The sequence below is a fragment of the Streptomyces sp. G7(2002) genome (assembly GCF_028870195.1).
GTDB classification, from domain to species: domain Bacteria; phylum Actinomycetota; class Actinomycetes; order Streptomycetales; family Streptomycetaceae; genus Streptomyces; species Streptomyces nigrescens.
Genome location: NZ_CP102609.1, coordinates 464,687 through 478,066, shown reverse-complemented (window position 1 = coordinate 478,066; position 13,380 = coordinate 464,687). Strand labels below are relative to the sequence as shown.

The window sequence follows — 13,380 nt, the reverse complement described above, 5'->3', positions numbered from 1 at the left end:
CGGCGCACCGGTCTGCGTATACGGGGGGAAGTGCTGGCGACGACGCTGCTGCGCCTTGCTGACCAGGGGTGACCGCTGGGGTACCGGCGCCGGGCCGGCCGTTGGGGTACCAGCGCCGGGCCGGCCGTTGGGGTGGGATGTCCCTGTCCCGCCCCAACGGCCGCCCCCGGCTCAGTCCTTCAGTCGCTTGATGGCCGGTACGAGGTCACCCTCTTCCGCTATACCGGCGGCCCAGAGAGCGGCGCTTCCGGGCACCGTAGTGAAGCTCCGCACGACGAGGCCCGGCGCGGTGGCCGTGTCCCACCGGTTCTTCTGCTCGTTCCACCGCAGGGCCGTGGGCGCGGCGCCCTTGCCGCCCAGGGCCCAGACTTCGCCGTTTCCCGCCTTGCCGACGGCGCGCAGTCTGCCGTCCGCGACGTTCGGCGTCTTCGCCACGGTCCAGGTCTTGCCGTTCCCATGCAGGGCGAAGGGCCGTTCCTCACCGCCGGACGTACTGCCGCCCACCGCCCAGATGTCGTCAGCGGCGAACGCGGTGACCCCGCCGAGCCAGTTGTGGGATCCCTGCGGGCCGGGAGCGGTGACACGCTGCCAACGGGTGCCGTCCCAATGCAGCAGCAGCGCCGTCTGCGGTGACTTCTCGTCGACGGCGTATGCGGCGCCGACCGCCCAGATATCGTCCGGGGCGACGGCCGTGATGCTGCTGAGTTCACCCTTGCCGACATCGGGAAGTGTCTGCCGATGCCAGCTCTTGCCGTCCCACGACTGGATGGCCGGGACGCCGTCCTTGACCGACCGGTTCATCGCCCGGCCCGCTGTCCATGCCTTTCCGTCGGATGTCGTCGTCACGGCGTCGGGGACGACTCTGCCGGCCGGGTCGCGGTCCAGCTGGTGGGTGGTCCAGGTGGTCCCGTCCCAGTGCACCGAAGCGCTGCCCACCGTCCAGATATCGGTGGCCGAACGGACGGCGAGGGCCTGCGGAAAGCTGTTCTCCGGCAGCGTGGACTCCTGCTTCCACGACGTCCCGTCCCAGCGCAGCGCGACAGCCTCGACAGCGGTGGCACTCTTCAGCCGATAGCCCACGGCCCAGGCCTGCTGGTCGCTCAGCGCTGCTATCGCGGTCAGATCACCCTTCTGCACGGGCACCGGCGTCGCCTGCCACCGGTCCGCGCGTGACGCGCGTGACGCGGCGGATGCGGGGGAGGTGCCGGAGGCAGGGGAGAGGGTGGTTGCGGCGGAGGCGGCCGGTTCACCGTTCAGGCCGGCCAGGGCCAGTGTCCCGGTGACCAGGGTGGCGGCAAGTGCCGCCAGCAGGGGCACCCGGCCGCGACGCCGCCCGGGCGGGGAGCTACTCGTTGACATACGAAGTTCCTTGTCTGGTGGAGGGGTGGATCCGGGGGGGAGGTGGAACGCCCGCCGTCTAGACCGTGGTGGTGATGACGAAGTCGAAGGTGCCGGTGTAGAGGCCGGCCGCCGGGCCGGTGAGCCCGATGGTGCAGGCGCGGTTGAGCAGCCGGTCGGCGGCGTTGAGGGCCGCGAAGTCCCGGCCGTACGCCCGGGTGTTGTCGGGGAAATACAGCTGGGTGACGAGTACGGGTCCACCGGAGATCTGCAGCTGGGTGTGGATATGCGGTGCCCGTTGGCCCCAACGGCCCCAGTAGTCACGGGGGATGATGGTCCGGAGCAGGTAGGCGCCTCTGCTGTCCGTGTACTGGTGACCGCGGAGCGAGAAGCCCGAAGTGTCGTAGTCGCCGTTCTGATCGCACTGCCAGAACTCGATGAGCGTGTCGGGCAGCGGCTTGCAGGCGGTGTCGTACACGACTCCGCGGAGGTCGAGCCGTACCCCGCGAATGGCCGGCGTGATCAGATCACCCCGAGCGGGGGAGTGGGGCTTGAACAGTGGGCCCTCGATGGCTGCCGGGGTTTCCTGCCCCGAGCAGGCCGGGGTGACGGCGAGCGGGAGGGTCGCGCGGCGGGCCGGCGATGACCGGCTCGGCTCCGCCGCCTCGGCCGCCGGGCCGGCCGAGGCGGCCACGCTCGCCCCGAGGGCCACGGAGGTCACCCCTGCGGAGGTGGACCTGAGGAAGGACCTCCTCGAACTTCCCTGTGCGCCGTCTGCCTGTGGGGGCGGCTGCGGGCCGGTCGCAGCCCCGGGGCTCGTATCGTCGGCGTACCGCATCGGATCTCCTTGCCGGAAGGAACTCGTGGACGGGCACCCGACGGGAAGGTCCGGACGTTGACGGCCGAGGTCAGCGGTGGTGGTGTTCGGCTGACGGTGGCCGGCCTCGGGGAGGACCTTGTGGGGGCCCTATGGCGGCCACCTTTGTGACGGGCCGTCCGTGGGATGGCCGTCTGTGGGATGGCCGGGGGGCATCCGTGGGATCGCCGTCCGTCGGGTGCGTTCTCCCGGACAGCCTCCGGTGTGGTGCCGGTCCCCACACCGGTCAGATGTCGGGTGAGTTGCGATCGTGACGAAACCTCGGGTGGGGGCTCGGTCCCAGCTAGGTGCTGTTCGGGTTCGGGTCCAGGTGGAGTTAAGCGTTTCCCGTTTGGTTGGTTTGACCGCCTGTTAGCGTGCGCGGATGGAAGATCTGGGACCCGTGGCCTGGCCGCCTGAGCCGATCAGGACCGATCGGCTCGTGCTCCGTGAGCCCGAGCCCCGGGACCGTGCGGCGTTCATCGAGCTGCTCGCCTCGCCAGAGGTGCACACCTACCTCGGCGGTCCCCGGCCGCGTGACGAGCTCGAGCGCGAGATGCCCGGGGCGCCCGAGCGGTGGCCCGGGAGCTTCGTCGTTGATCTCGACGGGTCGATGATCGGCCAGATTTTGCTCAGGAGAGCAACGGGGAACCGTCGCCCGGCTGCCGAGGGGAAGGCCGATCTCGGCTACCTGTTCCTGCCGCGGGCGTGGGGATTCGGGTACGCCGCCGAGGCGTGCGCGGCGGCACTCGGCTGGCTCGCCGGCGCGCTTCCCGGTGAGCCGGTGGTGCTCACCACCCAGACCGCCAACGCCGGCTCGATGCGTTTCGCGGCGAAGCTGGGGTTCACTGAGGTAGAGCGGTTCGAGGCCTGGGGCGCCGAGCAGTGGCTCGGTATGTGGTCCCCGGTCACGCCGTCCAGTTGAGTTCGCGACGGAACCGCCGGGGAGTAGCCGCCCATCCACGCGCGAGCGGCCTGCAACCGCGACTTGCCCGCAAGGCTCCCGAGAGCTACGAGGCCGGACTCCGCCTTCGCGGCTCGAGGACGCCGACGTACGAGGAGGCGTGGTGCGAGGTCCGTCATGCGGCGGCCGGGCGGACTCCGGTTTGACGGGGCGCCGTGGCCCACGTCCGTTCAGACATCCGTATGGAGACCCGGCTCGGGTCCGGCGACCCGCCCCGTGACCCGGACGGCGATCTGCGTACGGGACCTGACCCCCAACTTGTCCCGGACCCGGTCGAGATGGCCGGCCACGGTGCTCTTGGCGAGGCCCAAGTGGGAGGCGATCTGCTGATTGGTCATGCCCTCGGCGACCAGCTCCGCGACCGCTGACTCCCGCCCCGTCAGCGGCGGTTGACCGACTGCGTCGACCCGGCCGGAACCCGCCGTCTGAACACATTCCTGTCCCACGGAACGGACCTGGGTGCCGCGCAGCGCATACGCGACCAGCCGAGCCCCGCGCAGTCGCCGGCCGGCGGCCATCGCCGCACTGACTCCGGAAGGATGAACCCGCTCCCGGACCCGCGCCACCACCGCTTCCACCTGCCCCCACCAGTGCGCTTCCGGCTCCGTGTCGATCCGCCGGCGCATCGCGGCGGCCGCCGCGTAGAGCCGCAACGATCGCTGCAGGTCCCCCCGCTCGGCCGCCACGATGACCAGCCCTTCCAGCGGATAGAGCCCATGAAAGCTCTCGCCGGGCGGCGACTTGAGCAGCACCTCGGCGAACTTCCGCTCGGCGGCATCCACATCGCCCAGCGCCAATCGGATCGCCCCTGCGGTGTGCAGGGCAGCCGTCACCTGGCCCGGCGGGGCGTTCGTTTCCAACTCGGGAAGGCACTCCTGCATCAGCTGCTCGGCCTCCGCGGCCCGGCCCGCCTGGAGCAGCGCCCACGCCAGATGGTGCCGGCAGAGCGCGAGATCCAGCGGACAACCGAGCGTACGGACCACATCGAGGCATTCGGCGAAGACGGCGACGGCATCGGAGAACTCGCCCCGGCACAGCCGAGCGGCCGCCAGTGCGTCCAAGGCGTTGGCCAGCCTTCCGGGATGCCGCCCCGTGCGCCCGGCGGCAACGGCCTCCTGGGCGAAGGCGAGGGCCGCGGCATGGTCGTCCTGCAGACAGGCCGACCGTGCGGCCAGCGCCAACGCGGCACTGCGGTCTTCGGGCCCCCGCACCCGCTCCAGCACCCCCGACAGCAGCGTGCGTGCAGCTGTCAATTGCTCCTGCTGGTACTGCAGCCGGGCCAGCGCGACCGCGAGCGGGACGTGCCGGTGGTCCGAACGGGCGGCGGAGTGGGCGACGGCCGCCGCGAGGTTCTCCTGCTCCCGGGCGAGGGGCCCCTCGACGGTGTCGAGGAACACCCCTGGTGTGGCGGCTCCCGCGGCCTTCCCGGCCAGCCAGTCCAGCGCCCGGTTCCAGGTGTCGGACAGCTCACCGGCTTCCGCGAGCCGGTCCATCCCATAGGCCCGGATCGCGCTCAACTGCCGGTACCTCGCCGTGCCTTGCGGCTCATCCCCTCGTACCCGCACGATCAGGGATTTCGCCTCCAGCGCGCAGACCACGCGCAGGACTTGCTCCGGGCGCACGAGGATGGGCGGCTCCTGGCCGACGTGCTCCCCGCGGTGCACGTCCTCCTCACGGTGCGCGCCGTCCTCGCAGTGGACGTCATCTCCGTGGTGCACGCCGTCCCAGCGATGCACGCCGTCCCCGCGGCCGGTGCCACCCCCGTGAGCGCCGCCCTCCCCACGGATCTCTCCGCTTACGGCGCGCTCTCCGTCCCCGCGCACGTCCCCGTCCCCGTTTCGGTCCCGGCCCCAGTCCCGGTCACGGTCCCAGTCCCAGTCCCGGCCCGGGTCTCGGCCCCGTTCGTCGTCTCCCCCTCCGTTGGCGCAGACCTCGGCGGCACCCTCCGCGTCGAAGCCGCCTCCGAGGACCGACAGCCGCCGGAATACGACTCTCTCCAACGGATCCAGCAAGCGATGGCTCCAGTCGATCGCGGCCCCCAACTCGCGATGGCGCCCCGGCCCGGTCCGGCTGCCCTCGGTCAGCAGGGACAGCTGGTCGTCCAGCCCGTGCAGAATGCCGGGCAGAGAGAGGGAGCCCACCCTGCCCGCCGCCAGTTCGATGGCCAGCGGCAGCCCGTCCAGCCGTCGGCAGATCTCGGCCACCGTACGGGCCTCGCCGGACCCGAGCTCGAACGCCGCGTCGCTCGTCCGGGCGCGCGCCAGGAACAGCCTGGCTGCCTCGGACCGCAGCAGCGCAGCGGTGTCGTGCTCCTCGCCGGCGGGCGACAGCGACAACTCGCCGACGCGGAAGACGACCTCGCCCGGGACCCGCAGCGGCTCCCGGCTGGTGGCGAGAAGCCGCAGTCGGGGGCAGCGCGCGAGCAGCGTCGCGGCCAGCCGCGCGCAGGCTTCGGCCAGGTGCTCGCAATTGTCCAGCACGATCAGCGTCGTGCGTGTGCCCAGCGCATGGACCAGTGCCTCGATCCCGGCCCGGCCCCCGCGCTCCCGTACCCCGAGGGCGGCGGCAAGAGCCTGCGGCAGCAGCTCACCGTCTTGCAGTGAGTCGAGGGCCACCCACTGTGCGCGGCCCGTCCGGCCCCCGCGCACACGGCCCGCGAGCTCCAGTGCCAGACGTGTCTTGCCCACTCCGCCGGGGCCGGTCAGGGTCAGCAGCCGGGAGGATCTCAGCAGCGTATGTAACCGCGACAGCTCTCGTTCGCGGCCGACGAACGCGTCGAGCGCCGGCGGCAGTCCGCGACCCGGCAATTCCGCAGGTGAGGGGGCAGTACGCTCCGCGCGCTGCCGGAACGCGCGTTGCCGACAGGCGCCGGAGCAGTACCGCGCGGGCCGCCCGCCGGCGGTCTTGCCGCCTCTTGCGGCCCGTGAGGGCGTCGGAAGCGGCGCTCCACACAGTTCACATGCCCGCGAGCTCGCCACACCAGGCATCCTGCCCAACAGGCGGCGGCCGCACCAGCGTTGCTTCGGAGCCACGGCGCCGCGAACCACCGGCACTGACGACCATGGGCTCGGCGCAAGGCAGACACCGGCCGCCCGATCAGTTGATGAGATCGACCCGGAACGTCAGCAGACGCGTCCCGACCGCCCGGACGGCCGTGCTGTTCAGCCGCGGAAGGGTCTTGAGCCGGGCACGGGGGTCGTCCTCCGGGACCGGATGGGCGGTACCGGCATACCATCGCCCCTTGATCCTGACCCGGACCTGCGGATTCTCCTGGATGTTCCGCACGTACTGCGATTTGTCGCCGTACTCGGATACGAACCAGAAGGCACGCCCGATGCGGCGCCCGCCGATCGGTGTCCGCCGGGGCAATCCGGACTTCCGCCCCGTCGTTTCCAGAAGGGTCTGCTGCGGAAACCGGGAGGTGATCGGATTGCCGATCCTCCGCTGGAACGAGGTAACTGCCCGGAACTTGATCTCGCGGTAGCGCGACATCCACGGCTCTCCTCTTCGCTGTTGTGTAACCCGTCATGAGTATTGAGCACACACCCAGTGAGAACCGGAAGAAACTCGGGCCCGGGCCGTTGGACGAAAATCACGAGCCCGACCTGCATCCTTTCTCCCACGGCACGACGACGACCTGCACCTCGTCCTCGTAGACAATCCGTCCGGGGTCCGTGGACTCGACCCGTTCGCAGGCCACTTCATGGGCGGCCAGGAGCTGTAAGTAGCCGTCGACGCGCTCGATGAGATGCACAGCGGTGGCTTTGAACCATGCCACCGCCCCCGGGTTCCGGCTGCTGTCGTAGACGGTGGGGTCGGTGTGTGATGGGTTGGGATAATGGGCGTCGTACCAATCGTTGCCGGCGCGCCAGAACTGGTACTGCTCGTCACTCAGCTTGCCCTCCCGTGCAAGGCCGTTGGCGAGAGCAAAAATGCCGGGGAAGTGGCCTCGCGGGCTGCGTGTGGCCCCCTGAAATCGCACGTACAACGCCTCACTCATGAATCGCCTCCTGCTGATGTCTCGCCGTGGGTGGTGCCTGGCCGACGTCGCATCCTCATGGTGAATCCCCTACGTAACACCCATCCGGTCCGGCTCGACGACCTGATCGACGACGCCATCAAGAAGGTTCACTCCGGCGCACTCGAGCAACTCTCCGACGCCGTGATCGCCGCAGATCACCTCGACGATGTGGCGGACCACCTGATCGGTCACTTCGTGGATCAGGCATGGTGCACAGGTGCGTCGTGGACGGACATAGGCAAGAGCATGGGGGACCAGGCTCGATAGCCGCAACGACGAACTGGCCGGGCCCCTGCTGGAGCCGCTCAACACCGCCCGGCGCGCCCGGCTGGTTGCCGCCATGGCCGACCGGTTCCCCGGCCGAGATCAAACGCATGTGGGTGGCTCCCCACGCCCGAGGTCTCGGCCTCGGGCGCCGGTTCCTGGCTGATCTGGAGGCCCGGGCCGTCCAGCACGGCTGCGAGGTGCTGCGTCTGGACACCAACAAGGCGCTCGGTGCCGCGATCGGCCTGTACCACTTCTACGGCTTCCAGGAGGTCCCGGCCTTCAACGACGAGCCGTACGCCCACCACTGGTTCGAGAAGCGGATCACCGGACCGTCGTCGGAGTGAGGGTTCCGGCGAACTGAGCAGGGGGTTCGTCTCAGCAACTCTGCCCCACGTTTCGGCCAGAATTGACCGCCCGGGATCGGCCCGGAATCGTCGGCGGTGCACTGCCGCCAGGGGCACCGGTCAAAGTCCGGTGTGATCGGGCAGTCGTCGGGGTGAGACTGGGCAGCCTTCGGCGAGACGGGGCACAGCCTGACGCGGTCCTGGTCGACGAGGTGTCCGCTGTCGCTTGGCGGGAGCGATCCGGGAGCGATTCGGGAGCGGCCGGTGCGCTTCGTGTGGCGGCGTCAGTGGTCTCGGGCTCTGGGATGATCTTTTGCGTGCTCGCCGCGCACATGACACGATGTCCAGCGCCGCACGGGGGAGCGGCGCACGTGTGGGGAAAACCTCCCTTTGCGCACCACGTATTCCACTGTGGTGCTCCCTTCTTCCCAGGGCGGCGAGAACCTACCAAGCCGCAGCACAAGAATCACAAGGGAACGGGAACAGACATGACGAGCTCCACACACACCTCCAGCCCCACGCCGATCTATGAAGAGCTCGTCGAGGAGCACGGAGACATTCTCGCCGAAGCCCGTGAGGCCGCGGAGCGTTCGCAGCGGACGGCGTCCCAGGCTCTGGACTGGAGCGATCTGCGCCGCCGTGACTGATTTCTGCGCTCATTCGCGGTAGCGCGTCGGCCTGAGTGCGATGTCCATTGCTCACTTTCGCCTAAAAGGGCGTCGGGCATCAGCGGCATCAATCGACGGGTCAGTCGCTCCCGGAAAAGTATCCACCAGTCGCGTCGGTGCGGCCTGCTTCCATGAGTCCACGAGGATGTCGTGCAGCTCGGTCATGTCCTCGAGCTCGGCCAGTCGCACTCGCACCCAATGGGAGCTCGCCTCGTGCGGCGGCACCCAGAACTTCTCCGGTTCCGCTGCGATGAGCTCCTTGCGCTCATGAATAGGGCATCGCACGGCGAATGACGTCTCATCGTCGGGGATCGTGACGAACATCTTCCCGGCGACCCGGAAGGTCGGCATCTCCCAGGCTTCCTTCTCCACTGTCTCGGGCAGGGAGAGGGCGATACGGCGGACATCAGCGGAATCGATCACGGCACTACTGTAGACGCGCCGTGAACCGTGCGAACAGGTATTCCCCTGTCTGCCCCAGGATGCCCGAGGCGACGTCGAGGGCAGTACCCCTATATCGTCCGCGCCCGGGGCCCGCGCCCGCCCTTGCTCAGGAGGCGGAGTGGGTGCCCTTGTCCCGGATCAGATTCTCGACGTGATCGAAGCGCTCGTGCAGCGTACGCAGCTCCGAACGCAGCGCCTCCGCGTCCTCACGCGCATGACTCCCCACCGATTTGCTCAGGCGGACCATGTCCTGCTCCGCGTGGCCCACAAACCAGGTGGCGAGCGCCGCCGTGATGACCCCGAATGCCGTAATGGCGCTGAGCATCAACAGAGAAGCGATGACGCGGCCCCACAGCGTGACGGGGTAGAAATCCCCGTACCCCACGGTGGTCGCTGTCTCGATCGACCACCACAACGCTTTCGGATACGACGTGATATTGGCGTGTGGCGCACCGGATTCGGCGACCACGACCAGAGCGGCACCCGCAAGAAGTACCGCGGTCATGACCACGGTGACCCAGAGCGCCGCTTGTGCATGCAGCCGGCGCCATGCCTCGTTACGGAAGAGGCGATTCAGTACGGACAAGAGAAACGACGGCACCAACGGGCGTCACCTTCCACTGCGGCCTGGCGGGCAACCGGCCTTCCGCCATCGCTGACATTAACAGGAGCCAACGCCGTGCCCGGATATGCCGGCGGATGACCGGTCGCCCTCCGCGATCAGCGTGTGGAAACGCCCTGGCGCGGCGTGGCAGGTGGATCGCCATGGACGGCGTGCAGATAAAGCGCCAGGATGTCGGCCGTGAAATACGAGCTGTAGGAGACGTCCGGGAAATCGCCGCCCGTGTGGTAACCACCGATGACGCCGATCAGGGCGTAACCGGTGAAGTCCCGCACCAGGAACGGTCCACCGGAGGTGCCACCGATATACCCCGCGCAGGAAATCTCCAGGAAATCGCCGGGGGCGGCCGGATCGGTGCTGGTGTACCGGTGCGTGGAGGAGGTGCAGTCGAGGGGTTTGGGGTGGGTGGTGTCCTTGTTGCCGGGGTAGCCGATGAGCCGTACGTTCCGGTGGGCATAGCCCGGGTACGGCAGGAGGCCGAAGCCGCCGGTCACCTCCTCCACCTCGGCACCGTCCTCCCGTGCCCCGAGCCGTACGACCGCGTAGTCCCAGCGGGCGCCCGCGTCCGTTCCGAGGTCGTAGTAGCGCTGGTCGAGGTAGAGGCGCTCGACGGGATAGATCCCGTGCGGCTTCAGGCCGTCGTGATACTGCGGCACGAACGACAGATGCCGCTTCGGGTCGGGGGAGCGTAGACAGTGGGCTGCGCTGACCACCAGATCGCGGTGCGGACTGCGGACGACCGTGCCGCCGCAGAACCGGCCGGTGTTGCTGCCGTCCGTCCAGAAGAACGTCCCCACCTGGGGGAGTCCGTCGAAGGGGTGGCTCGGCGGGGTTGCGTCCGTCGCCGGCCGCCGCGCCGCCGCGCTCTTTGTCGCGGCGGCCGGTCGTGCTTCCCGCATCCGCTGCGGAGTCCAGTACGTGTCGGCCGACGCGGCGGCGGGGCGTAACCCGTGCCCGTGGCCGTGCGGGGTCTTCGCGGCGTGGGCCGGCGGTGCCGGGGCGAGAGTGAAGGACAGGCCGAGCAGCAGCGTGGTGAGCAGCAGGGCCAAGCGGCCGCGGACAGCGATGGGTCTGCTCATGATCCGGGTCCTCCCGAGGGCCGGCGTACGGAACGAGAGAAGTGCGCGAGGCGAGCGTGCCATGGTCCTACGGCCAGGGAGCGTAGGGCGAGAGGCCGGGCCGGATTCGTGGCATACCGTCAAGAGTCCAGAGGCTGCGGCCGGGTACGGATCAGGGCCTGTCCGGCCGGGCCTGACGGGCTCTGCGGTCTGGTGAGTCCGTCGGGCCCGGCTGTCGGTCAGGCCGGTCGCCGGTCAGGCCGGCCGTCGCCCAGGCACCACCCGTCAGCACACAGGCAGGTGCCGGGCGAAGAACGAGAGCACGTGGTGGCGCACCAGGGGAACCGACACGGCCGGGTCGAGCGGGCCGACCAGTTGGGTCCGGTGGGCGGCGGTCATCAGCCCGGCGGCCTGCAACTGGGGCACGATGGCGGCGTAGTCGGTGAACACCCCGTGCGCGGTGTGGTCGAGCTGCCGGCGGCTGGTGCATCCGTGCGGGTGGGCGAGCGTCGCCGACCAGGAACGCTCCAGCTCCTTCTTGTAGCGGAATCCATCGGTTCCCAGCAGGAGCAGCGGTCGGTCCGTGCCGTACCGGGCGATCGGGAAGAGCTGCCCTTCCTGGCCGGGGGAGGCCGGTGGGTGGTCCAGAAAGCCCTCCATGTTGATCGCGGCGTGGAGGCGCCGGTCCTCGTACATCGTCTCGGCGGCGGTGGTGCCGCCGGCCGAGTGGCCGTAGATGCCCACCCGCCGCAGATCCAGTGCACGACCGAGGCGCTCCGGCAGCGGGCGTCCCTCCGCGTCCGGGTTCCGCCCGGCGGCCAGCGCTTCCAGCTGGTTCAGCACGAACCGGGTGTCCGCGATCCGGGTGCCGATCACCGTACGGAACATCTTCGGGTCCGAGCGGGGGTCTCCCCGGAAAACCGTTTCGCGGACCTTCCTTCTCCCGGCCCTCGCATGGGGGAACTCGACCTCACTGCCGTCGCCGGGGTGGTCGATGGTCACCACCACGTAGCCACGGCTCGCCAGTTCTTCGGCGATTGCGGTGCCGAAGGTGCGCGGGTCGCCGCCTCCCGGGCTGTACAGCAGCACCGGTCGCCGCACGGTCTGCGCGGGCGCGCCCGTGTGTGCATGGGTCCTGGTGGCCGCCCAGTTCACCCCCTTCGCCGGCAGTCCCTCATGGAAGAGGGGCTCGATGAACGGCAGACGCTCGGCGGCGCCCCTGGTCATCTGCGGGGCAACCGGGTAGCCGCGGACGGTGCGGGCCGGATAGAACACAGTCACCATCACTTCCCGAACAGGGAGCGGCCCCCAGGGGTCACGCCTGGCGCGATCGACCAGATACAGCGTGGTGACCCCGATCGGGTGCGGCCCGGTCGGCGCCGGCAACCGCACGGTGAGGTCCTTCGCGGTGCGCGCCTTCCCGGGCTGCGCCTGCGAGATGCCGCCGCCCGCGAGCAGCATCGTGGCCGCCAGTGCGGCCGACTTGGTGACGGTCCGACGGTTCACCCCCGCCATCTGCCCACCCCCGGGCACGCCCTCAAGGCCGCGCTCCAGCGCAGACGATCCGCCTGCTCGCTCACCCTCGTCGACGCTCTTGCGGAACATGGCTCTCCCCTTGTGCCTCTGTGACATCGGTCCTTGTGCCTTCCGGCGGCCCCTGAATGAATAAAGGGGGCATGACCTGGAGGTTGGCACCCAGCGGGGAGGACGGACCATCGTTCAGGCCCTGCCCGAAACGATGGCGATGCGCCACCAGGGAGAGTAGTGATCCGGGTCCATTTCACGGCTGCCGACTTCGCCCAGGTCCGGTTCGCTCCCCGGCCGGCTCCGTTGCAAGAGCTGAACGTGGCCCTCATGAAGATGTGCTCCCCGGACGACACGTTGCTCTTCGGCCGCTGGCGACGACGGCTGCTCCAGTCCCTGCCGCCCGCCGTCCAGCCGCTGAGTGACCTGGTTCCCGCCGAGGTGGCCCCCAACTTCCTCGATGTCTTCAGCGACTCTCTGATGGAGGGACTGGACACCGTCCGAGCATCGCCACCGGAGCTGGTCCGCGCCGAGATCGAGCGGGTATATGCCCGGCAGCCGATCCCGGCTCCGCTGTGGCTCCGCGATCTGTACCGGGGCGACGGCGGCGCCTGGCGCCTCCTCCGCCGGGCACAGCATGCGGCATTCGATACGGCGCTGCGCCCGGTGTGGCCCTTGGTGCAGGACCTCCACCGGGCGGAGTTCACCCGCCATGCCCTGACCGTGGCCGAACACGGCATCGGCGCCGCACTCACCGAACTCGTCCCGGGCGCCCGGCTGCACGAGAACGTCTGGGAATTCGAGGCGTCCTACGAGCGCGACATCACGCTGGGCGGTCGCGGCGTACTGCTGCTGCCCACCTTCCACTGGACCGGCCCTCCCCTGATCGCCGACCTGCCCGGCCGCCCCGTGGCCGTGACCTATCCGGCCGGACCGGGTCTGCCGCTCTCGCCGGGCGGGGCGGTCGGCTCGGACGAGGCGCTCGCCGGTGTGCTCGGACGGACCCGCTTCGACACCCTGCTGCTCCTCGGGGAGGAACACACCACCAGCGCACTCGCCCGGCGGCTGAACGTCAGCAATGCCACCGCTTCCGCCCACACCGCCGCACTGCGCGGCGCCGGCCTGATCACCAGCACCCGCGCGGGACGGGCGGTCCTGCACCGGCGCACGGCGCTGGGGAGTCTGCTGGTGCAGTGTCCTGGTCAGGGGACTCGTCCTGTCACGGTGAGTGACCGAGGTTCACCATAGGAAGGAGGGGCGGTGACCGAGCTGCC

At 69.8% G+C, this 13,380-nt stretch carries 12 protein-coding genes and 2 pseudogenes; 5 read left to right on the top strand and 9 right to left on the bottom strand.

Annotated elements, in window-relative coordinates; genetic code table 11:
* Nucleotides 1–171: 171 nt before the first annotated feature.
* The gene (locus NUT86_RS02100; RefSeq protein WP_274732987.1) at nucleotides 172–1,359 is read right to left on the bottom strand and encodes a hypothetical protein; all 1,188 of its coding nucleotides are present in this window, start codon (nucleotides 1,357–1,359) and stop codon (nucleotides 172–174) included.
* 58 nt (nucleotides 1,360–1,417) lie between these two features.
* The gene (locus NUT86_RS02095; RefSeq protein WP_274732985.1) at nucleotides 1,418–2,050 is read right to left on the bottom strand and encodes a dioxygenase family protein; all 633 of its coding nucleotides are present in this window, start codon (nucleotides 2,048–2,050) and stop codon (nucleotides 1,418–1,420) included.
* 529 nt (nucleotides 2,051–2,579) lie between these two features.
* On the opposite strand from NUT86_RS02095, the gene NUT86_RS02090 reads away from it, so the two are divergent.
* Nucleotides 2,580–3,119 (top strand): GNAT family N-acetyltransferase, encoded by a 540-nt coding sequence (locus tag NUT86_RS02090; RefSeq protein WP_274732983.1) that lies wholly within the window; start codon nucleotides 2,580–2,582, stop codon nucleotides 3,117–3,119.
* A 209-nt stretch (nucleotides 3,120–3,328) separates the two neighbouring features.
* Here NUT86_RS02090 and NUT86_RS02085 read toward each other — a convergent pair whose 3' ends face one another.
* The 3 genes from NUT86_RS02085 to NUT86_RS02075 form a co-directional block, all read right to left on the bottom strand.
* Nucleotides 3,329–5,965, bottom strand: coding sequence for an ATP-binding protein (locus NUT86_RS02085; RefSeq protein ID WP_274732981.1), 2,637 nt, complete (start codon nucleotides 5,963–5,965; stop codon nucleotides 3,329–3,331).
* A gap of 289 nt (nucleotides 5,966–6,254) precedes the next feature.
* Nucleotides 6,255–6,650: a nitroreductase/quinone reductase family protein gene (locus tag NUT86_RS02080; protein WP_266437433.1), complete on the bottom strand. Its 396-nt coding sequence runs from the start codon at nucleotides 6,648–6,650 to the stop codon at nucleotides 6,255–6,257.
* A 100-nt stretch (nucleotides 6,651–6,750) separates the two neighbouring features.
* On the bottom strand, nucleotides 6,751–7,158 hold the full coding sequence (locus NUT86_RS02075; protein WP_266437436.1) for a hypothetical protein: 408 nt from the start codon (nucleotides 7,156–7,158) through the stop codon (nucleotides 6,751–6,753).
* A 57-nt stretch (nucleotides 7,159–7,215) separates the two neighbouring features.
* Between NUT86_RS02075 and NUT86_RS02070 the strand changes: the two are divergent.
* From NUT86_RS02070 to NUT86_RS02060, 3 genes and pseudogenes are all read left to right on the top strand, one after another.
* A pseudogene (locus tag NUT86_RS02070) lies at nucleotides 7,216–7,431 on the top strand (Clp protease N-terminal domain-containing protein); the annotation flags it as partial.
* A gap of 92 nt (nucleotides 7,432–7,523) precedes the next feature.
* A pseudogene (locus NUT86_RS02065) lies at nucleotides 7,524–7,790 on the top strand (GNAT family N-acetyltransferase); the annotation flags it as partial.
* Between the two features lie 488 nt (nucleotides 7,791–8,278).
* Entirely contained in the window at nucleotides 8,279–8,437 is a 159-nt protein-coding gene (locus NUT86_RS02060; RefSeq protein ID WP_167540658.1) for a hypothetical protein, read from the top strand.
* 51 nt (nucleotides 8,438–8,488) lie between these two features.
* Here the strand turns inward: NUT86_RS02060 and NUT86_RS02055 are convergent, their stop codons facing one another.
* From NUT86_RS02055 to NUT86_RS02040, 4 genes are all read right to left on the bottom strand, one after another.
* Nucleotides 8,489–8,881, bottom strand: coding sequence for an MmcQ/YjbR family DNA-binding protein (locus NUT86_RS02055; protein WP_274732977.1), 393 nt, complete (start codon nucleotides 8,879–8,881; stop codon nucleotides 8,489–8,491).
* A gap of 127 nt (nucleotides 8,882–9,008) precedes the next feature.
* Nucleotides 9,009–9,506 carry a potassium channel family protein gene (locus NUT86_RS02050; RefSeq protein ID WP_202465706.1) on the bottom strand — a complete coding sequence of 166 codons (498 nt, stop codon included), beginning with the start codon at nucleotides 9,504–9,506 and terminating at the stop codon, nucleotides 9,009–9,011.
* 116 nt (nucleotides 9,507–9,622) lie between these two features.
* On the bottom strand, nucleotides 9,623–10,603 hold the full coding sequence (locus NUT86_RS02045) for a trypsin-like serine peptidase (RefSeq protein WP_274732974.1): 981 nt from the start codon (nucleotides 10,601–10,603) through the stop codon (nucleotides 9,623–9,625).
* 264 nt (nucleotides 10,604–10,867) lie between these two features.
* Nucleotides 10,868–12,187 carry an alpha/beta hydrolase family protein gene (locus NUT86_RS02040; protein ID WP_446750745.1) on the bottom strand — a complete coding sequence of 440 codons (1,320 nt, stop codon included), beginning with the start codon at nucleotides 12,185–12,187 and terminating at the stop codon, nucleotides 10,868–10,870.
* Between the two features lie 159 nt (nucleotides 12,188–12,346).
* Between NUT86_RS02040 and NUT86_RS02035 the strand changes: the two genes are divergently transcribed.
* Nucleotides 12,347–13,354 carry an ArsR/SmtB family transcription factor gene (locus NUT86_RS02035; RefSeq protein ID WP_274732972.1) on the top strand — a complete coding sequence of 336 codons (1,008 nt, stop codon included), beginning with the start codon at nucleotides 12,347–12,349 and terminating at the stop codon, nucleotides 13,352–13,354.
* The last annotated feature ends 26 nt before the right edge of the window (nucleotides 13,355–13,380 follow it).

What these genes read in the sequence shown, in the direction of transcription:
- NUT86_RS02060 (WP_167540658.1), top strand. Translation starts at nt 8,279, where the DNA reads ATGACGAGCTCCACACACACCTCCAGCCCCACGCCGATCTATGAAGAG.
- NUT86_RS02040 (WP_446750745.1), bottom strand. Translation starts at nt 12,187, where the DNA reads ATGTTCCGCAAGAGCGTCGACGAGGGTGAGCGAGCAGGCGGATCGTCT.
- NUT86_RS02075 (WP_266437436.1), bottom strand. Translation starts at nt 7,158, where the DNA reads ATGAGTGAGGCGTTGTACGTGCGATTTCAGGGGGCCACACGCAGCCCG.
- NUT86_RS02080 (WP_266437433.1), bottom strand. Translation starts at nt 6,650, where the DNA reads ATGTCGCGCTACCGCGAGATCAAGTTCCGGGCAGTTACCTCGTTCCAG.
- NUT86_RS02090 (WP_274732983.1), top strand. Translation starts at nt 2,580, where the DNA reads ATGGAAGATCTGGGACCCGTGGCCTGGCCGCCTGAGCCGATCAGGACC.
- NUT86_RS02045 (WP_274732974.1), bottom strand. Translation starts at nt 10,603, where the DNA reads ATGAGCAGACCCATCGCTGTCCGCGGCCGCTTGGCCCTGCTGCTCACC.
- NUT86_RS02100 (WP_274732987.1), bottom strand. Translation starts at nt 1,359, where the DNA reads ATGTCAACGAGTAGCTCCCCGCCCGGGCGGCGTCGCGGCCGGGTGCCC.